Below are 20,296 nucleotides of genomic sequence, written 5' to 3' on the forward strand. Positions count from 1 at the left end.
TTGGTTCAATTCCAGCCTAGCCGCGCACCCCGACCAATAAAACCCATTGTTTAAATACATCTTTTCCCGAATGGCCAACCGCCACCCGGATCCCCTTCATCTGGCTAAAAATATTTCGGGGGAGTCGCGGCTTGCCGCGGCGGGGGCAGCGCCCCCTGCCCTGCCTTAGTCGCCCTGCGCCTCGGACCGGCTTTTGCCCGCCACGTTCAATGCCAGGGTCGCCGCCATGAACCCATCCAGATCCCCGTCCAACACACCTTTGGTGTCCGAGGTCTCATGATTGGTCCGCAGATCCTTCACCATCTGATAAGGCTGCAAGACGTAAGACCGGATCTGGTTGCCCCAGCCCGCATCCCCTTTGGCTTCATGCGCCGCGTTGATGTCGGCGTTCCGGCGGTCCAGCTCTTGTTGGTAGAGGCGCGATTTCAGCGCCTTCATGGCGATATCGCGGTTCTGGTGCTGCGACTTCTCGGATGAGGTCACAACGATCCCAGTCGGGATATGCGTGATCCGCACGGCCGAGTCCGTGGTGTTCACGTGCTGACCACCCGCACCCGAGGACCGATAGGTATCAATCCGAATATCGGCCGGGTTCACCTCAATCTCTATATTGTCATCGACCACGGGGTAGACCCAGACCGAACTGAACGAGGTATGCCGCTTGGCCGCCGAGTCATAAGGCGAGATTCGTACCAGGCGATGCACGCCGCTTTCCGATTTCAGCCAACCATAGGCATTGTGACCGGAAATCTTATAGGCCGCCGACTTGATCCCGGCTTCTTCACCCGCGGTCTCGGATTGCAGCTCGACCGTATAGCCCTTCTTTTCCGCCCAACGCACATACATCCGCGCCAGCATCGAGGCCCAGTCACAGCTCTCGGTCCCACCCGCGCCCGAGTTGATCTCGAGGAAGGTATCGTTGCTGTCAGCCTCGCCGTCCAGCAGAGCCTCCAGTTCTTTCTTGGCGGCCTTGTCCTTCAGAGACTTGATCGAGGCTTCGGCGTCCTGAACGACCTCTTCATCCTCTTCCATCTCGCCCAGCTCGATCAGCTCGATATTGTCGCTGAGATCGGTTTTGATGGACTCATAGGTCTCGATCGCGTCGACCAGCATCTGCCGTTCGCGCATCAGTTTCTGCGCGTTCTCGGGGCTGTCCCACAGGTTCGGATCCTCGACCCGCGCATTGAATTCCTCAAGCCGATGGGGCGCGGTTTCATAGTCCATACGCTGCGCCAGCAGCTCTAGCGACTTTTCGATTTCCGCCACGATATTCTGGGTTTCGGCGCGCATGGTCTTGCCCCAACTTGGTCAAACAGGACTGCGTGATAGCAAGAGCAGAAGGCCACCACAAGACGGGCCAGACGGGATTACACGCTTGGCCGTCAGAGATTTTACAAAGCGATCAGTAAAGGCCGCCGGTACTCAAATCCCCTTGCGAGGCTTTGGGGCCAACAGTGACGGTGCTACCGGTCGAGGTTTGGACCTGAACGCCTGCGCGTTGCGCCTCTTCGAACAGCGGAAGGTCGGATCCGATGGCAAAGCCGCCGTCGTAGATGCGGTCGATGAAGCCATCCACACCGTCCCGGAAGAACTCGGCCACGACATATTCGCCGGATGCATCCGCAGGCAGGCGCGCGCCGCTGAAACGGTCGATCTTGATGAAGTGACCACCCTCGGGCACCTCGAACGGACCGCCGCCGTATTTCTCAACGGCTTTTTCCATGAAGCTCTGGAAGACCGGCCCGCACATGGTGCCACCATAGGCCCCCCGGCCCATCGGACGCGGGCGGTCATAGCCGATATAGCATCCGGCCACGATGTTCGAGGTGAAGCCGATGAACCACGCATCCTTGGAGTCGTTGGTCGTTCCGGTCTTACCTGCCGTCGGCACCGGCAGGTTGACATAGCGCGACGCCGTCCCGCGATCCACAACACCCTTCATCATCGAGGTCAGCTGATAGGCGGTGATCGCATCCATGACCTGAGAGCGATTGGTTTCAATGGTCGGCGACTCGTTTGGCTCCAACCAGGTCGAGTTACAATCGAGGCACTGACGATCGTCATGGCGATAGATCGTCTTGCCAAAACGGTCCTGAATCCGGTCGACCAGAGTAGGTTCGACCCGCTCACCGCCATTGGCGAACATCGCGTAGGCCGCAACCATTTTATACAGTGTGGTTTCTTCGGACCCGAGCGAGTTGGCCAGAAATGCACCCATTCGGTCATAAACCCCGAACCGTTCCGCATAGCCCGCGACGACGGGCATCGTGACCTCTTGCGCCAGACGAATGGTCATCAGGTTCCGCGACTGTTCGATCCCGGTGCGCAGTGGCGTCGGACCGTAGAATTTGTTCGACGAGTTCTTGGGGCGCCACAGCCCCTGAGGGGTATTCACCTCAATCGGCGCGTCCACAACGATGGTGGCTGGGCTGTAGCCACTGTCGAGCGCAGCCGCGTAAACAAACGGCTTGAACGAGGACCCCGGCTGGCGCTGCGCCTGCGTGGCACGGTTGAACACGGTGTCCTGATACGAGAACCCGCCTTGCATCGCCAGAACGCGGCCCGAGTTCACGTCCATCGCGACAAAGCCGCCCTGCACTTCGGGCACCTGACGGGCGGACCATTGGCCCTCTTCCCCGGCCATGACAAGGATCACATCGCCGCGTTTGAAATTATCAAAGAAGTTGCCCTGCATCCATTTGATGTCAGAGCGTGGGATGGTGCCATCGGCAGGGCCATCCTCAATACCGACGGTCAATTGTTGCTCGGCCACGTCCAGCACAACGGCGGGATACCATTGGGTCGGCAGTACAACGTCACGGGGGATTTCCATCTGCGCCAATGCATCGCGCCATTGGGCTTCATCCGACAGCCGTTCTTCGGCGATCACCTCGCCCGTGCCACGCCATCTACCGCGTGACAGGTCGTATTTCTGCAATGCCTCACGCAGCGCACGCGCGGCTTCGACCTGCATCTCTTCATCGACCGAGGCTCGTACGGTGAAACCACCCGTAAAGAACTCACCCTCACCGAAATCCTCGCTCAGCTGACGGCGGATTTCATCGGTGAAGTAGTCGCGCGGCGGCAGTGCGGTGCGGAAGCTTTCGAAATCCCCGTTCTGGACCGAACGCAGAGGCATTTCGACCTCGGTCTCATAGGTGGCCTGATCAATATAACCGTTCTGGTTCATCTCGCGCAGAACATAGTTGCGGCGAGCCAGCAGGCGTTCCTTTTGGCGGACCGGGTGATAGTCCGACGGTGCCTTGGGCATCGCGGCCAGCATCGCGGCCTCATGCGGGGCCAGTTCCTGCAGGGTCTTGTTGAAATAGGTCTGCGCCGCAGCGGTCACGCCATAGGAGTTCTGACCCAGAAAGATCTCATTCATATAAAGCTCGAGGATCTGTTCCTTGTCGAGCGTATCTTCAAGCCGGGTGGCGAGGATGATTTCCTTGATCTTGCGCTCGGCCCGACGGTCGCCTGACAACAGGAAGTTCTTCATCACCTGCTGTGTGATGGTTGAGGCCCCGCGCACGGTCTCTCCCTTGGTGCGCACAGCTTCGACACCGGCTGCGATAATGCCGCGCGGGTCATAGCCCTGATGGGTGTAGAAATTCTTGTCTTCCGCAGAAATGAAGGCCTGTTTCACCAGATCGGGGATTTCCTCGGACGGGGTGAACAGACGGCGTTCCTGGGCGAATTCGTCGATCAACTGACCCTCACCGGAATAGATACGGCTGATCGTGGGCGGCTTGTACTGGGCCAGCGACTCGTGGCTGGGCAGGTCGCGACCATACATCCAGAAGACCGCGCCGATCACCAGCGCAACCATGAAGATACCCAAAGTCACGAGGCTGAAAACTGCCCCGAAAATCGATAGAATGAACCGGATCACGTCACTGCCTTTTTTTCGCGCTGCCGCCTATATAGGGATGCCAAGCCCAAGGGTCAAAACATGCGTCAAAACCACAAGCGCATTCTAGCCGTTTTGCGCCGTCAGGTCACTGTCCAATCAAGGACCGTCTGATCACATCTTGCTGCCGCCAGTCCTCGAGCCCCTGATAAATCCCCAGCGCCATTTTGGCGCGCCATTCGGGATTTTTGATGTTTTTTAGGTCTCTGGGGCTGGAAAGAAACCCAAGTTCGACCAGAACAGACGGAATATCCGCCGCCTTCAGCACCGAAAACGAGGCCGTGCGCAGCGGTTTGCGATTCATCGGCCCGCCCTGTTGCGCCATGCCATTGGCAATCGCGCCCGCAAGCGAAGTGGTGCGGGGTTTGGTCTCCTGCCGTGCCATGTCCAGCAGCACATCGGTGACCTGATCATCAGCTCCGTTCAGATCGACCCCGGATAAAAGATCGTCGCGATCATGACGCTCAGCCAGTTTGACGCTGGCCACGTCCGAGGCATCCTCGGACAAGGTATAGACCGCCGCGCCGTGGGCCTGACCTTCGGAGAGGGAGTCGGCATGTAGCGAGATGAACACATCCGCACCGGCCCGATGCGCCAGCGCGATACGACGTTCCAGCGAGACGAACTGATCTTCGACCCGCGTCAGCACCACCTCGTAACCACCTGACCTTAATAGCAATTCACGCAATTCACGCGCGAAGGTCAGCATCATGGTTTTCTCGTCAATGCCGCCGAACTCGGCACCCGGATCAATACCGCCATGGCCGGGGTCCAGCATCACCCGCAAGACCTGCGTCGCGTTGCGCGGGGTCTCGGATGTTGTGACGGCAGGTTCGGGAAGGTCCCAGCCGTGGTTCTGCGGTACGCCCGCCGATGCGTTGAACGTGTCAAAATCGGTGCCCACCAATTGCAAGGTCAACAGCGCCGCGCCCGATATCTGATCTATCTTCAGCTCGGCCGTGTCCACCGCCATCGGTGCGCCCAATTCCAGAACCATGCGGGACCAGCCGGGGACATAGGCCCCGAACTGAACGCCGCTGATCCGGTCGGTTTGCAGAAATTCTTCGGCACTGAGGCCGGTCCAGTCGACCTCCTGAAAGTCGAGAACCATGCGGTAGGGATCGCGCAGCGTGAAGATGCGGTAGGGTACACCCTGACTGACGCCAAGATTGACCTGAACCGCGGTGCGACCAGAATCGATGATGCGGCTTTGGTCCGGCTGCACGCGCGCCAAAGCAGTGAAGTCCTGCGCCAATGCGGCACCGGACAGCGCCCAGATCAGCGCGATGCAATAGAAAATCCTGCTCATGGCCTCAAGTTTTCCCGAGATCGTTTGAGCGTGACCCTAGCGCATCCGCCCCCTCTTGTGAACGCTTTACACCGGCTGCAACGCGCCGCGTTCGGCCATGAAGCTGCGCAGGCGCACTAACCCGTCCTGAATATCGGCCGTGGCCCGCGCGTAGGAGAATCGCAGGGTCGTATGTCCGCGCTCAGGATCGAAATCCAAACCGGGTGTGACAGCCACACCGGCCTTTTCCAGAATCTCGGCTGCAAAGGCGCGGCTGTCATCAGTCAGATCAGAGACATCGGCATAGACGTAAAACGCCCCATCAGGTGGCGCGATATTCGTGAAACCAGCTTTTGGCAGCCCTTCGAGCATCAACTCACGGTTGCGACGGTAGACATCGAGATTGGCCTGCAGCTCCTCGTCGCAATCCATCGCGGCCAACGCGGCCACCTGGCTGGCATGGGGAGCGCAGATGAACATGTTCTGAGCGATCCGCTCGACCACGCGGACCTGATCCTCGGGAACGACCATCCAGCCAACACGCCAACCTGTCATCGAGAAATACTTCGAGAAGGAATTGATCACATAGCACTCATCCGTCAGCTCCAACGCAGTGACGGCTTTGGCCTCATATTCCAGCCCATGGTAGATCTCATCACTGATGAAAGAGGCACCCTGCCCCTGCGCCGCGTCGATCAACGCGCCCATCGACGCGCGATCCAACATGGTGCCGGTTGGATTGGCCGGTGACGCGACCATCAGGCCCTGAAGATCAAGCCCGGCAAAATCCGAAGGCACCGGTTGCAGCCGATTCTCGGGCAAGGTCGGCAGGTCGACGGGCACCAGCCCAAGCGCCTTGAGAATCTGGCGGTAGGACGGATAGCCCGGCGCACCGATCCCCACGCGATCCCCGCTGTCGAACAGCGCGGTAAAGGCAAGCAAGAACCCGCCGGAAGACCCCGGCGTCACCACGACCCTTTCGGGGTTCAGATCGACATTGTACCACTCGCCATACATCTGCGCGATCCGCTGTCGCAAGGCGGGCAGCCCAAGCGCGACGGTATAACCCAACGGGCCTTGCTCCATTGCCTTGGCGAGGGCTTCAGTCGCGCCTTTCGGGGCGCCGGTTCCGGGCTGGCCGACCTCCATATGAATGATGTGGCGTCCGGCCACTTCGGCTTTGCGCGCGGCCTCCATCACGTCCATCACAATAAACGGATCGACCCCGGACCGGGTTGAGTTTCTCATGCCCATCTCCCATGTTGCAGCCATGGCTTTTGAACGCGTATCCCGGCTGGCGTCAATCCCGGCCCTGATACTTGCGGCTGTCCTCTGGCTGACGGCGGCAGTGCAGAGCCACGCCCAGGGCCTGATCCGCGATCCCGATATCGAGTACGGCCTGCGCGAACTGGCCTTTCCGGTGTTGCGTGCCGCCGGGCTAAGCTCCAATCTGGTGCACATTCTGGTGGTCAACGACAACACCTTCAACGCCTTCGTGATCGACTATAACGCGATCTACCTGAACTACGGCCTGATCCTGTCGGTTGACAGCCCCGAAATGCTGCAAGCCGTCATTGCTCACGAGGCCGCTCATATCGCCAACGGTCATCTGGCCCGCCGTCACCAAAACCTGCAGGATGCGCAACGCAAGGCGACCCTTGGCACAGCGCTTGCTCTAATCACAGCCGCAGCGGGCGCTCGGGAAGCCGCCGCAGGACTTGCAGTTGGCACGCAAGGCGCGGCCATTCGCAGCTTTCTGGGTCACACGCGGGCTGAGGAAGCCTCAGCCGATCGCAGCGCGGCCAGCTATCTGCGGTGGGCCGGAATCTCACCCAAGGGGATGGTCGCGATCCACCGCAAATTCGCAGGTCAGGAATTGCTGAGTACGGCCAATCAGGACCCCTATATGCGCTCGCACCCCACCAGCAGGGATCGCCTGCGCGCGGCTGAGGCGTTTCTGGACGAGTTCGGCGATCAAACCCAACCCAATGAAACCGCCGACTATTGGTTTGCACGCGTGAAAGGCAAACTCTCGGCCTTTCTGCGCTCTCCGAGCTGGACAATGCGTCGCGCGAAAGAGGAAACGGCGTATGACATCCGAATGATGCGCGAGGCGTCGGCCCATCACCAGAACCGCGATCTGGCACGTGCGCGTGCAGCGATAGATGAAGCCTTGAAAATTCGGCCCGAGGATCCCTTCTACTATGAACTGAAAGGTCAAATCCTTCTGGAAAACAGGCAATTTTCCGAGGCAGTTAATGCGTATGCCCAAGCGGTTGAAATGGCGCCGCACAATGCGTTGATTCTTGCCGGGTACGGACGGGCGCTGCTGCTACAAGGCCAGACCGACACGGCGTTGGAGGCGCTGGAGAAAGCCCGCGCCCGCGACTACCGCAACGCGCGGCTGATGCGGGATTTGGGAGTGGCCTATTCCAAGGTCGGCAATAACGGTATGGCCTCGACCGTCACCGCAGAACGATACGCCTTGCAGGGCCGGTTGGCCGATGCAGGTATTCACGCAAGACGGGCCATCGGGCAACTTCCCGAAGGCTCACCGGGTTGGCAAAGGGCACAAGATGTGTTGATTGCCTCGAAACGCGCAGAGAAAGCGAAAAGGAAACGCAAATGATCCTGAAACATGCAGCCCCCGCCCTTTTGGGGCTTTCCCTGATATCGACTTCGGCGCTGGCGCTGGACCTCAATGCGCTCAGCGATGCCGAAAAGGCCGAGTTCGGAGCACAGGTGCGCGAGTATCTGCTGGAAAACCCCGAAGTGATCATCGAAGCGATCACCATTCTGGAACAGCGCAACGCAGCGTCTCAGGAACAGGCCGACCGCGATCTGGTCGCCTCGAACGCGGATGAGCTGTTCAATGACGGCTATAGCTGGGTGGGCGGCAATCCGGAGGGCGACATCACCTTGGTCGAGTTCATGGACTACCGCTGCGGCTATTGCCGCCGCGCCGTGCCCGAGGTGGCCAGCCTGTTGGCCGAAGACGGCAATATCCGTCTGGTGATCAAAGAGTTCCCGATTCTGGGCGATGCCTCGGTCCTGTCCTCACGCTTTGCTGTTGCGACCAAACATGTCGCCGGCGATGACGCCTATAAACAGGTTCATGACGCCCTACTGGAATTCAGCGGAGAACCCAGCGAAGTGACCCTACGCCGCATCTCGGACGGGCTTGGGCTGGACAGCGACGCCATCATCGCCGCGATGGACAGCAACCAGGTCACCGAAGAGATCACCCGCACCCGAGAACTTGCACAACGGATGCAGATCACCGGCACGCCCTCGTTCGTCCTAGGCACCGAAATGCTGCGCGGCTTCCTGCCCGCGGATCAGATGAAGCAGATCGCAGACGGCGTGCGGGCGGAACAGGGGTAAGTTGTTGGGGCGGCCTTGCCGCCCCATACGAACGGGCGCGCCGTCCAAGAATGCACAATATACCTCAGAACAGTAGCACCGCAGATGTCGGTTTAGGACTCATGGCAGACGCGATGACCAACACGCAATATGGGTGGCGGTGGACGAAGCGAGATCTCTATTGGAAAGCTGCATAATTTTTGATCTCGATGGTACACTCGTTGATAGCGAGACCGCCTGCTTACAGGCCTTGAACGAAGCTATTCCCCAATTGGCTATGTCTATTTCGGAGCTATCGAGCCGGTATCGAGGGAAAAAGCTCGCCACAATTTTTTCCGACATTGAAAACACACTCGGACTACGTCTGCCAATCGACATAGAGCAACGCTATCGCGAGCATGCGTCGATACTAATCGAATCCGATACGCGCCTTTTTTCCGGGGTCGCTGATGCACTTGTCAGACTTCGCCAACAAATGTGTATCGCATCAGGCGGACCAATGCCCAAAATCGAAGTGTTAGTGGATAGTCATGGGCTACGACCCTTCTTTGGAAAAAGGCTGTTCAGTTCCTACGACCTGAAGTCTTGGAAACCATCGCCTGATCTGTTCGTCCACGCAGCTCATCAAATGGGGTTTTCGCCTGAAGATTGCATCGTCGTCGAGGACAGTGAGGTTGGCATCACTGCTGCCAAGGCGGCGGGAATGACACCCTTGCATTTCTGCGAGCAATTCAGTGCACCTCTATCAGAGTACAGCTTTTCAAATTACGCCGAATTGCCAGATATGATCGAGAGGATACAAACTGCTTAGGTGAGCACGTCGCGAACGGAAACAAAACCCACAAAGCAGTCCAATAGAATGTAGTACGTCAGCTATGTATACCCACGCTACTCCGCCGCATCCAATTCAGAGGCCTTTTTCTCGACCTCTTCCACGATATGCTCGATCATCTGATCGTTCGACATCTTGTGGCTGGCCTTGCCCGCCAGATAGACCATGCCCGACCCTGCTCCGCCGCCGGTGAAGCCGACATCGGTCATCAGCGCCTCGCCCGGGCCGTTGACGACGCAACCGATGATCGACAGGGACATCGGCGTTTTGATATGTTCCAGGCGGTGCTCCAGCGTCTCGACGGTTTTGATCACGTCGAACCCCTGACGCGCGCAGGAGGGGCATGAGATGATGTTGACGCCGCGATGGCGCAGGCCCAGCGATTTCAGGATTTCAAAGCCAACCTTAACCTCTTCGACCGGGTCTGCGGACAGGCTGACGCGGATCGTATCTCCGATCCCCATCCACAGCAGGTTGCCGAGACCGATGGCGGATTTGATGGTGCCGCTGACCAGCCCTCCGGCCTCGGTGATACCAAGGTGAATGGGGGCATCGGTGGCCTCGGCAATGCCTTGATAGGCCGCCGCCGATAAAAAGACGTCGCTGGCTTTCACGCTGATCTTGAATTCGTGGAAATCATTGTCCTGCAGTATGCGGATATGTTCCAACCCGCTTTCGACCATCGCCTCGGGACAAGGTTCGCCGTATTTCTCAAGCAGGTGCCGCTCGAGCGAGCCTGCATTCACTCCGATCCGAATCGAGCAGTTATGGTCCCTTGCGGCCTCGATGACCTCCTTCACGCGTTGTTCGTTGCCGATATTGCCCGGGTTGATCCGCAGACAGGCTGCCCCGGCCTCAGCGGCTTCGATGCCGCGACGGTAGTGAAAGTGAATGTCGGCCACGATGGGCACCGGGCTTTCGCGCACAATCTCTTTCAGCGCCTTGGCCGAGTCCTCGTCCGGAACGGAAACCCGCACGATATCGGCACCAGCCTCAGCCGCCGCCTGAACCTGCGCGACCGTTGCCGCCACATCAGTGGTTAGGGTGTTGGTCATGGTTTGGACAGCAATCGGAGCATCGCCTCCGACCGGCACGTTGCCGACCATGATCTGGCGGGATTTACGGCGGTAGATATCGCGCCAGGGACGTACGTGGTTGAGCGACATGAAGAGAGGTCCGCATCTGCCTAGGTTGCCTCATAGATAGTTCGGCAACCGTGGTTGAGCAATGGCAAGACTATTCGGCAGGCTCGCCCGCTGTTTGCGTCTGAAGCTCGGCCACCAATTGCTTGAGGGCGCTGTTCTGCTCCGCCTCGAGATCGGCGACGGCATAGGTCTCAGCCACTGCGTCCTTGGACAGGACGACGCCCTTCGCGACAGTGCCCGGCGCACCGACAGGTCCGAAGTGTTCACCATTCATCGAAAAGAACACAGAACCCGACGCCCCTGCCCGCAACAGCGGGGGTTCTTCGGTCAGAGGCACTTCGAACACGCTGCCCTGTTCAACCGTGCCCAGCGTGCCTTCGAAGATCACGCTACCATCGGCGGCCGTGACACGCATCCACGCAGGGTTCACGGCGACAATTTTCAACGTCGTATCCAGCTGCTCGACCACCTGCGGCAAGGCCGGGCGTTCAACTGTGTGCAATTCGGCCACCTGAACCTCGGGCAGTTCCGGCGGACGGAACGTGCCGACGGTCCGTGGGTCAAGCGTGGAAATCGGAGCATCCCGCGCGACCATCACCGGAACATCCAGCGCTTGCGGGCGATAGAGGCGATCCAGTGCTTCGGTTGAAGCAGTCTCGACAGTTTCTGTGCTACGTGCCGCATCAAGGGGGTCGAGGTCCGACAGAACAACAGGTGCTTGCTCAACCGGGCTGACCTGCACCTGCTGGATCTTGTTCAGCACGGCCCAGCCGCCATAGCCAATACCGCCGATAACGGCCAGCAACACTAGGGATGAGCCAATCGCGCGCGGTTCAACCTGACTGACAAAAGATTCTTTGCCGGGGATATATGGCGTGTTCGGAGACACAAACGGATCCCGACCCATCGGGCCACGGGCCGGAAGATCTCCGGTCGGTTTGCGCACAACCGAGGCCTCGGCGGACATGCCATGCGCAACCTCAAAGCCGCTTTCCTTGCAGAAGGCGGCAAATGTCTCATCCGGGTTCATGCCCAGATACCGGGCGTAAGAACGCACATACCCGGCGATGAAGCCGGGTGTATCGAACGCATCAGGATCGGCGTTTTCGATGGCAGCGATGTAGTTGGCTTTGATCCGCAGCTCGCGCTGAACATCCAGAAGGGATTTGCCCATGGTGGCGCGCTCGCCGCGCATCTGATCACCAAGCCGTACTTCGTAGTCGTCAAAACCCTTTGGTCTGACTTCTACACCTTCTTCGGAATCGCGCTGTGATCTGCGCCCAATCATTCCTGCCGCCCCATTTTGCCCGTCGCGTGTTTCACGCTCATGGCGAATCGTCCCCATAACGATTCGTCCACTTATTTTGTTAGCGTAAGCTTAACACGCGGCAAACACGTTGCACACTTTAGCGTGAGGTTAACCGGCAAGTTCGGCGCGATTTAGCGCACAATGTGACCAAAGTTCGTCCATCGCCTGAACCAGACGGTTCATCTCACCGGGTCCATGGACCGGAGATGGGGTGAAGCGCAGGCGTTCTGTACCACGCGGAACCGTCGGGAAGTTGATCGGTTGCACATAGATACCGTGATCGTCCAGCAACCGGTCGCTCAGGATTTTGGTATGGACTGGGTTACCGACGATAACAGGCACGATGTGGCTGCCATGGTCGATCAGCGGCAGGCCCAAGCCTTTCAGGCGCAGCTTCAGGATTTTGGCCTGTGTCTGATGCTGCTCGCGCAATTCCGGCGTCACTTTCAGATGCGCGACCGAGGCCGCCGCACCAGCCGCAACAGCGGGCGGCAGAGACGTGGTAAAGATGAACCCCGGCGCGTAAGAGCGCACAGCGTCGCACATCTTTTCGCTGGCGGCGATATAGCCCCCCATCACACCATAGGCTTTGGCCAGAGTGCCATTGATGATGTCGATGCGATGCGCCAGACGGTCACGCTCGGTCACACCACCGCCGCGCGGGCCGTACATGCCAACCGCGTGGACCTCGTCGATATAGGTAAGCGCACCGAATTCATCTGCCAGATCGCAAATCTCTTCGATCGGGCCAAAGTCACCATCCATGGAGTAAACCGACTCAAAGGCAATCAGCTTGGGGGCTTTTGGATCGTCTGCTTCGAGCAACTCACGCAGGTGGGCGACGTCATTGTGGCGGAAGATGCGCTTGGCGCCGCCATTGCGCCGCACGCCTTCGATCATCGAGGCATGGTTCAGCGCGTCCGAATAGATGATCAGACCGGGGAACAGTTTCGGCAAGGTCGAAAGCGTCGCGTCATTGGCGATATAGGCGCTGGTGAACAGCAGAGCCGACTCTTTGCCGTGCAGATCGGCCAGCTCAGCCTCAAGGCGCTTGTGATATACAGTCGTGCCCGAGATGTTGCGCGTTCCGCCCGACCCTGCACCGGCCGCATCGACGGCCTCGTGCATGGCGTTCAGAACAACCGGGTGCTGGCCCATGCCAAGATAGTCATTGCCGCACCACACGGTAATATTCTGTTGCGTTCCATCGGGACGGGTCCGAACGGCATGCGGGAAGTGCCCGTTGCGGCGTTCGATATCGATAAAGGTCCGGTAACGTCCTTCTTCATGCAGCCTGGCAATCGCTGAATCGAGCTGAGCAGTATAGTCCAACGGACCCTCCTTGATCGCCTCGGGCAAACCCCTCACCCAAAGCCTGTATTCCGCCATCTGCTGGGTCGAAGCCCTTGGACAGCTTTGTGTTCGCACGTTCGACCTTTCTAATGCCGCTCGTTAGAACCCAACTTTGATTTGCATCAAATATAAGCTTCATAGCCGGGCAGCAAGTAAACTTACGTCTAAAAGACGCGGGGAAACGACGCAGGTACAGAAGCTTAACTTCAGCCACTCACTACGGGGCGGTACTGCGCACTCTGCTCTGGACGGCGGCGCCAACACTGATAGGGTTCGCGCAAATCATTCCCAAGCAGGAGCCCTGTTATGTCGCTAGACGCCGTGCTGAGCCGGATCGACTCTGATCTGCAAACCTCGATCGACCGCCTGATGGAGCTGTTGCGCATCCAATCGATCTCAACCGATCCCGCCTACAAAGCGGATGTCGATAAGGCCGCCGACTGGCTGGTCTCGGACCTGCAGAGCATCGGTATTGCAGCAGAAAAGCGCGAAACACCCGGTCACCCTATGGTCGTGGGTCATGTGGGTGAGGGCAGCGAAGGCCCGCATGTGCTGTTCTATGGGCACTATGATGTACAACCCGTCGACCCACTGAACCTGTGGAACCGCGATCCGTTCGACCCCGCCATCGAAGAGACCGAAAACGGACCTGTCATTCGAGGCCGTGGATCATCCGACGACAAGGGCCAGCTGATGACCTTTGTCGAAGCCTGCCGCGCCTGGAAAGCTGTCCACGGCACCCTGCCCTGCCGCATCACCTTTTTCTTCGAAGGTGAAGAGGAATCAGGCTCGCCGTCGCTGGTGCCGTTCCTCGAAGCGAATAAAGACGAATTGCAGGCCGATCTGGCGCTGGTTTGCGACACCTCGATGGTGTCACGCGGAGTGCCTTCGATTGCCTCGCAGTTGCGCGGCATGCTGAAGGATGAGTTCACCATCGTCGGCCCCCGCATCGACCTGCATTCCGGCCACTACGGCGGCCCCGGTCTGAACCCGCTGCGCGAATTGTCCAAGATCGTGGCTTCTTTCTATGACGATGAGACCGGACGCGTCGCTGTTGAAGGGTTCTACGAAGGTGTTCACGAGGTCCCGGCAGATCAGCTGCGCCAGTGGGAAAACTGCGGTTTCGACGAAGCAGAGTACTTGAACTCGGTGGGATATAGCCAACCGCATGGCGAAAAAGGCTATTCCACACTGGAACAGCAATGGGCACGCCCCACGCTTGAGGTCAACGGCCTTTGGGGCGGCTACAACGGTGCCGGATCAAAAACGGTGATCCCGTCAGAGGCCCATTGCAAAATCACCTGCCGCCTGGTCGGTGACATGGACCCCGACGCGCTGCGCGACAAGATTCGTAAACATGTAGAGGAGCACCTGTCCCCGGACGCCCAAGTTGTTTGGGACAATGACCTCGAAGGGTCCCCAGCCTCGGTCATGAATCTGGATCGCCCTGAATTCGAAGCGGCACGTGCTGCGCTGTCTGACGAATGGGGCCGCGAGGCCGTGTTCACCGGGATGGGCGGCTCAATCCCGGTCGTTGGTTACTTCGACACCGTTCTGGGTCTGGATTCGATGCTGGTCGGTTACGCCAATGACGACGATGCCATCCACTCTCCGAACGAGAAGTACGATGTCAAAAGCTTCCACAAGGGCATCCGCTCTTGGGCCCGTATTCTGGATGCTTTGAATTCGTAGAAGTCTTTTGCGAGGCTCTGCCTCGCGCTCCGGGATATTTTCGGCCAGATGAAGGAGGGATCCCATGCTTCATCTGGCTATAAATATCCCGGGGGAGACGCGGCTTGCCGCGGCGGGGGCAGAGCCCCCTAACCCCTTACATATGGATCACGCGATCATACGCATCCAGAACGCTTTCATGCATCATTTCTGACAGCGTCGGATGTGGGAAGACGGTGTTCATCAGGTCTTCTTCTGTCGTCTCCAATTGACGACCGACCACGTAGCCCTGAATCATCTCGGTCACTTCTGCGCCGATCATATGCGCGCCCAGCAGCTCGCCGGTCTTGGCGTCAAAGATCGTCTTGATCATGCCCTCAGGCTCTCCAAGCGCAATAGCCTTACCGTTCCCGATGAAGGGGAAGCGGCCGACCTTGATGTCGTAGCCAAGCTCTTTGGCCTTGGCTTCGGTATAGCCAACCGAGGCCACTTGCGGGTGACAATAGGTGCAACCTGCGATGCTTTCGGGTTTGACCGGATGCGCGTGTTTGCCTGCGATCAGGTCGGCCACCATGACGCCTTCGTGGCTGGCTTTATGAGCCAACCAAGGCGCGCCGGCGATATCACCAATCGCATAGAGACCATCAACGCCGGTGCGGCAGAACTCGTCTGTCACAACATGCGTGCGGTCGATTTTCACGCCGAGTGCTTCCAGTCCCAGATTCTCGACATTGCCGACAATGCCAACGGCAGAGATTACCGTGTCGAACTCGTGCTTCTCGACCTTACCTTTGACCTCGATATGCGCGGTGACCTTACCCTTGCCGCGATCAAGCTGCTTGACCATCGCTTTTTCCATGATGGTCATGCCCTGCTTGGTGAAAGCTTTCTTAGCGAAGGCGCTTATCTCGGCATCTTCAACCGGAAGCACGCGGTCCATCACTTCAACCACGGTCGTGTCTGCGCCCAGCGTGTTGTAGAAGCTGGCGAATTCGATCCCGATGGCGCCCGAGCCGATGACGAGCAGTTTCTTCGGCATCCGAGGCGGCTGCAGCGCGTGTTTGTAGGTCCAGACCAGATCGCCATCCGCTTCCAGCCCTGGAAGTTCACGCGCACGTGCGCCGGTGGCGAGGACGATGTTCTTGGCGGTCAGCTCTTCAGTGCCCTTCTCGGTTTTCACCGAAACTTTGCCTTTTGCGGTAATCGTCGCCTCGCCCATCACGACACTGACTTTGTTCTTCTTGAGCAAGTGGCCGATCCCACCCGACAACTGGCCGGCAACGCCACGTGAGCGTTTGACCACCGCGTCCAGATCGTAACCGAACTTGTCCGCCGTCAGACCAAAGTCCTTTGCGCGCTCCATCAGGTGGAAGACCTCCGAAGACCGCAGCATAGCCTTGGTGGGAATGCAGCCCCAATTCAGGCAGATGCCGCCCAGATGCTCTCGCTCGACCACGACGGTCTTGAGGCCCAGTTGTGCCGCGCGGATTGCGGCCACATAGCCGCCCGGACCAGCACCGATTACGATCAGATCAAAAGATTTTTCAGCCATGTGTCCCTCTCGGCCCAGGTCGGTTTGAAATTTAGTTTAGCATTAAACTATTTTTCACAGCGCATCAATATAGACATACCGCGACAAAAGCGACGTCGGTATGTTATGGTCGATACGTGCAGTTTTCAGCCTATACCCAAGCTTTTTCAAAGGCTAGAAAAGAACAGCCGGGGCCTCCGCCCGCCTTATATTCACAAAGTATTCGAAAGACTTATCATGGCCAAGACCCTCAAAGACCTTCTCCTTGCACTTCTGAATGCAACGCTGATCCTTGTCGCGCTGTGCCTGTTTTTAGGGTGGAAACTGGCTTCGACGGTGGAGGACGTCACCTCGGGGCTGTCGGAAAAGCTGCAAGTTGTCGCCCCGTTGCGGGACGAGGCGCAGGGTATTCGCGAACAACTTTCAGGGCTGCGCAGTGATTTGGCCCGCATTCAAGAGGACGGTGTGGTGAGCAACACCGCCGTTTCTCTGCGAATGTCCAATACGCTAGACAAGCTGGAAACGATAGAAACCAAATTGCAGACCGTTCAGACCCGGTTTGGAGAGTTGGCAGACTCGCCTGACCAATTGATTGACCATGCAATTGAGACCTCGGCCGACGTGGTCGCCGACCGGATCATTACCATCCGTGGATGCGGGCCTGAAAGCTATCCGGCTGCCTGCAGCTCACGCACAGTGGCACCATAGCCGCCCATGTCGACATAGGCGGTCTCATGCACGGTTGGAGTGCGTGACAGGGCCTCATTACGATAGGGGAAACGTCCGAATTTCCGGATAACCTCACGGTGCGCGCGCGCGTGCAGCAGGTTGCTGGAATCCTCGCTGCTTAGGTTCTGGCACATCAGGCGTACGCAGCGTTCCTGATCACACAGGTTTTCGGAATGCATCATCGGCAGATAAAAGAACTGACGCGCGGGTTCGTCGATTTTGAGATCCCAGCCCTTGTCCACCGCGCATTTCGCAGCGGCCAGAGCCGCGCGATCCGACGAAAAGGCCCGTGCCTCGCCGCGGAACATGTTGCGTGGAAATTGGTCTGTGAGGATGATATAGGCCAACGCCCCGCTGGGATATGTCAACCAGAGCGAAAACTTGCCCTCTGTCGCGGCTTCCCAGGTGCTCAGGAAACGGTCGCGGATCTGCTGATCCAGCGCGTCGTCCTGCATGTACCACCCCTTGGGGCCGACCTCATCCAACCAAAAACTCAATACGTCTTCAGGACCAACCATTGCCCTTATCTCCGTGTGTTGCCCTCCCCAGGGACGTACGGTCATTTAAGGCTGTTTTACAGATTTGTAACAGTAAAATATTACTACATTTCGGACATATTTAGGCGTTAGCGGAAACATCTTGTGCGTCCTCTTCCGCCTCGGCGGCTTCGATGGCCACTTCTTGGGCAACCTCAAGCGCAACCGGGGATGCGGAGGGGTACAGGGGCGACATGGTGCCGGTTTCGTCGACAGGAATCGCCGGGCGCTGTGTCATGCGGTACATCGCATAGCCTGCCATCACGAACAGCAATGCGGCGATGAACAGGAAAAAGCCCGGAGGTCCAAAGATCCCATCCCCCATCAGCCAACCGGTAATGAGCGGGCCTGTAATGGCCCCGAGACCGTTGATAAAAATCAAACCTCCGGAGGCGGCGGCCATATCCTCACGATCCAGAAAATCGTTCGTGTGGGCGATCAGCAGGGAATAGAGCGGGTTGGACATCCCGCCGATGAAGAAGGCTGCGACCAGAAGGATCGGAAAGCTCATCCCGAACAGCATACCGGCCAAGGAACTGGCCCCGCCGATTGCGGCCGCCAACAGGATCAGGAAGCGCCGATCCATCCGGTCCGAGAACCAGCCCAGCGGGTATTGCAGCACGATGGCCCCGATGTAGAAGGCGGCCACGAAGGTCGAGATCTCAAGCAGGCTCAGCCCGGCGCGCGCGCCATAGACTGAGGCCATGCCGAACTGCGCCGAGAACACGCCGCCCAGCAGGAACATGCCCACGCAGCCCAAGGGGGATTTACCCATCAGTTCGCGCAGGGTCATGGGTTTGGTCGTGTCGAACGCGGGTGTCGGAGAAATCGACAGCAAGATCGGCGCGAATGAGACCGAGACGACCACCGAGGCGATCACGAATGTCTCATACCCGGCGGGATCCCCCAGCAGAACCAGACCCTGCGCTGAGATGATCCCCAGCATCTGCACGATCATATAGAGAGACAGCGCCTGCCCCCGGTTCTCATTGCTGGCCGCGTTGTTCAGCCAGCTTTCGGCGGTCACATAAACGCCCGAGAAGCAAAAGCCGATCACGGCCCGCCCCAGGAACCAAGCGATCGGGTCGGTCAGCAGCGGATACATGATCATGACCGCAGAAATGAACGAGGCCAGCGCCGCGAAGACACGCACATGGCCGACCCTGCGGATCATCTCGGGCGCGAGGCGTGATCCGCCCAGAAACCCCATGAAATAGGCTGACATGACAAAGGACATCTCGAGGGTCGAGAACCCTTCGATCTCACCCCGGACACCCAGAACCGTACCTTGCAGGCCGTTGCCGACCATCAGCAGCCCCATACCGAGGAGAAGCGCCCAAGCGGTGGACAGAACCTGAATCATTTGGGCCTCCGGGATGTGCCAAGCTGTATTGCGAGTCGTTATGTGATCAAAACCAAAGCGGATCGCGCCTGTCTACGACATTCCCTGTCGGACAGCGTCGCGGCTGAGGGGTTCATGGGATCAGAAGGGACGAATCCCCATACGAGAAAAACCGATATTTCTGTTCAATCGCATGGGTATAGACGGACCGCATACGCTCCTGCCCCATCAGGGCCGAAACCAGCATCAGCAGGGTCGATTTGGGCAGGTGGAAATTGGTCATCAGCGCATCCGTCACGTGGAACTGAAAACCCGGATAGATGAAGATGTCGGTCTCCCCCTCCCAAGGCGCGATCTGGCCACTGCGCGCGGCGCTTTCGATCAGGCGCAGTGCGGTGGTGCCGACCGGGATCACCCGGCCCCCTGCCGCCTTGGTGGCGCGGATCTCATCAGCGGCCTGCTGGCTGACCCGGCCCCACTCGGCATGCATCTTGTGGGTTGTCACGTCCTCGACCTTGACCGGCAGAAAGGTTCCCGCGCCCACATGCAGGGTCACGTGACTGAATTCCACCCCGCGCTCGGCCAGCGCCGCCATCAGCGCGTCATCGAAATGCAGCGACGCGGTCGGAGCAGCTACAGCGCCCGAGTTGCGCGCCCAGATGGTTTGGTAGTCCGTCTTGTCCTGCTCATCCGCCGGACGTTTGGCGGCTATGTAGGGTGGCAAGGGCATCGCACCGGCCTGTTCAAGGGCAGCGTCAAAATCCTCACCACTAAGGTTAAACTGGAGATAGGCCTGCCCGTCCTCAACCCGGTCCAGCGCCGCGCTGAGATCGTCCGAGAATACGATCTCTTCGCCCGGTTTGACCTTTTTCAGCGGCTTGATCAGCGCGGTCCAGGACCCATCCGCCTGAGGTTCCAGCAACGTCGCCTCGATCGCGGCGGAAACCGGCCCTTGGGCGCTGTCGCGGTGCCGCCGTCCACTGAGCCTTGCCGGGATCACGCGCGTATCGTTCAACACAAGCCGATCGCCGGGGCGCAGCCAGTTGGGCAGATCGAACACATGGCTGTCCGAGATCGCCTCACCCTCGGCCACCAGCAAACGCGCGGATGAGCGCGGGTTGGCGGGCCGGGTCGCAATCAGGTCTTCGGGCAGGTGGAAATCAAAATCGCTGAGTTTCATGGCCGCGCCATACAAGGCCGCAAGAGATTCGGCCATATCCACAAAAGCGTTTCGGGTTTTACCTCAACCGTCAGGTGACACGAACGTCCCGAGAACGCTGAAAGCGT

The 20,296-nt window shown here is 58.8% G+C and carries 16 protein-coding genes; 5 read left to right on the plus strand and 11 right to left on the minus strand.

Annotated features, from left to right (window positions below; translation table 11 throughout):
- Nucleotides 1-165: 165 nt before the first annotated feature.
- The 4 genes from prfB to J7394_RS14235 all read right to left on the minus strand — a co-directional run bounded on the left by prfB (nucleotide 166) and on the right by J7394_RS14235 (nucleotide 6,446).
- Nucleotides 166-1,290, minus strand: a complete 1,125-nt coding sequence (gene prfB / locus J7394_RS14220) for a peptide chain release factor 2 (protein WP_170373982.1) — start codon at nucleotides 1,288-1,290, stop codon at nucleotides 166-168.
- Nucleotides 1,291-1,402: 112 nt separating this feature from the next.
- A complete protein-coding gene (locus J7394_RS14225; RefSeq protein WP_209253899.1) occupies nucleotides 1,403-3,892 on the minus strand; it encodes a PBP1A family penicillin-binding protein in 2,490 nt (829 codons plus the stop codon).
- Between the two features lie 106 nt (nucleotides 3,893-3,998).
- A complete protein-coding gene (locus J7394_RS14230; protein ID WP_209253901.1) occupies nucleotides 3,999-5,219 on the minus strand; it encodes an N-acetylmuramoyl-L-alanine amidase in 1,221 nt (406 codons plus the stop codon).
- A gap of 66 nt (nucleotides 5,220-5,285) precedes the next feature.
- Nucleotides 5,286-6,446, minus strand: a complete 1,161-nt coding sequence (locus J7394_RS14235; RefSeq protein ID WP_209253903.1) for a pyridoxal phosphate-dependent aminotransferase — start codon at nucleotides 6,444-6,446, stop codon at nucleotides 5,286-5,288.
- Between J7394_RS14235 and J7394_RS14240 the strand changes: the two genes are divergently transcribed.
- The 3 genes from J7394_RS14240 (at nucleotide 6,445) to J7394_RS14250 (ending at nucleotide 9,372) form a co-directional block, all read left to right on the plus strand.
- On the plus strand, nucleotides 6,445-7,827 hold the full coding sequence (locus J7394_RS14240) for a M48 family metalloprotease (protein ID WP_209253905.1): 1,383 nt from the start codon (nucleotides 6,445-6,447) through the stop codon (nucleotides 7,825-7,827). The genes J7394_RS14235 and J7394_RS14240 overlap by 2 nt on opposite strands.
- Nucleotides 7,824-8,582 carry a DsbA family protein gene (locus J7394_RS14245; RefSeq protein ID WP_209253907.1) on the plus strand — a complete coding sequence of 253 codons (759 nt, stop codon included), beginning with the start codon at nucleotides 7,824-7,826 and terminating at the stop codon, nucleotides 8,580-8,582. The genes J7394_RS14240 and J7394_RS14245 overlap by 4 nt, the downstream gene beginning before the upstream one ends.
- A 133-nt stretch (nucleotides 8,583-8,715) precedes the next feature.
- Nucleotides 8,716-9,372, plus strand: a complete 657-nt coding sequence (locus tag J7394_RS14250) for an HAD family phosphatase (RefSeq protein WP_209253908.1) — start codon at nucleotides 8,716-8,718, stop codon at nucleotides 9,370-9,372.
- Nucleotides 9,373-9,449: 77 nt separating this feature from the next.
- On the opposite strand, the gene ispG is transcribed toward J7394_RS14250, so the two are convergent.
- From ispG to hemA, 3 genes are all read right to left on the minus strand, one after another.
- Nucleotides 9,450-10,559 (minus strand): flavodoxin-dependent (E)-4-hydroxy-3-methylbut-2-enyl-diphosphate synthase, encoded by a 1,110-nt coding sequence (ispG, locus tag J7394_RS14255; RefSeq protein ID WP_209253909.1) that lies wholly within the window; start codon nucleotides 10,557-10,559, stop codon nucleotides 9,450-9,452.
- Nucleotides 10,560-10,629: 70 nt separating this feature from the next.
- On the minus strand, nucleotides 10,630-11,826 hold the full coding sequence (locus J7394_RS14260) for a helix-turn-helix domain-containing protein (protein WP_209254127.1): 1,197 nt from the start codon (nucleotides 11,824-11,826) through the stop codon (nucleotides 10,630-10,632).
- 129 nt (nucleotides 11,827-11,955) lie between these two features.
- Nucleotides 11,956-13,179, minus strand: a complete 1,224-nt coding sequence (gene hemA, locus J7394_RS14265) for a 5-aminolevulinate synthase (RefSeq protein ID WP_209253910.1) — start codon at nucleotides 13,177-13,179, stop codon at nucleotides 11,956-11,958.
- 327 nt (nucleotides 13,180-13,506) lie between these two features.
- Between hemA and J7394_RS14270 the strand changes: the two genes are divergently transcribed.
- Complete coding sequence (locus tag J7394_RS14270; protein ID WP_209253911.1) at nucleotides 13,507-14,892, plus strand: dipeptidase; 1,386 nt, start codon at nucleotides 13,507-13,509, stop codon at nucleotides 14,890-14,892.
- Between the two features lie 136 nt (nucleotides 14,893-15,028).
- Here the strand turns inward: J7394_RS14270 and lpdA are convergent, their stop codons facing one another.
- Nucleotides 15,029-16,423: a dihydrolipoyl dehydrogenase gene (gene lpdA / locus J7394_RS14275; protein WP_170700396.1), complete on the minus strand. Its 1,395-nt coding sequence runs from the start codon at nucleotides 16,421-16,423 to the stop codon at nucleotides 15,029-15,031.
- Nucleotides 16,424-16,639: 216 nt separating this feature from the next.
- Between lpdA and J7394_RS14280 the strand changes: the two genes are divergently transcribed.
- Complete coding sequence (locus tag J7394_RS14280; protein ID WP_209253912.1) at nucleotides 16,640-17,110, plus strand: hypothetical protein; 471 nt, start codon at nucleotides 16,640-16,642, stop codon at nucleotides 17,108-17,110.
- On the opposite strand, the gene J7394_RS14285 is transcribed toward J7394_RS14280, so the two are convergent.
- From J7394_RS14285 to queA, 3 genes are all read right to left on the minus strand, one after another.
- On the minus strand, nucleotides 17,071-17,649 hold the full coding sequence (locus tag J7394_RS14285; protein WP_209253913.1) for a DUF924 family protein: 579 nt from the start codon (nucleotides 17,647-17,649) through the stop codon (nucleotides 17,071-17,073). The genes J7394_RS14280 and J7394_RS14285 overlap by 40 nt on opposite strands.
- A gap of 100 nt (nucleotides 17,650-17,749) precedes the next feature.
- On the minus strand, nucleotides 17,750-19,030 hold the full coding sequence (locus J7394_RS14290; RefSeq protein ID WP_209253914.1) for an MFS transporter: 1,281 nt from the start codon (nucleotides 19,028-19,030) through the stop codon (nucleotides 17,750-17,752).
- Nucleotides 19,031-19,142: 112 nt separating this feature from the next.
- Nucleotides 19,143-20,189 (minus strand): tRNA preQ1(34) S-adenosylmethionine ribosyltransferase-isomerase QueA, encoded by a 1,047-nt coding sequence (gene queA, locus J7394_RS14295; protein WP_209253916.1) that lies wholly within the window; start codon nucleotides 20,187-20,189, stop codon nucleotides 19,143-19,145.
- Nucleotides 20,190-20,296 lie beyond the last annotated feature (107 nt).

The organism is Ruegeria sp. R13_0, assembly GCF_017743995.1.
Taxonomy (GTDB): domain Bacteria; phylum Pseudomonadota; class Alphaproteobacteria; order Rhodobacterales; family Rhodobacteraceae; genus Ruegeria.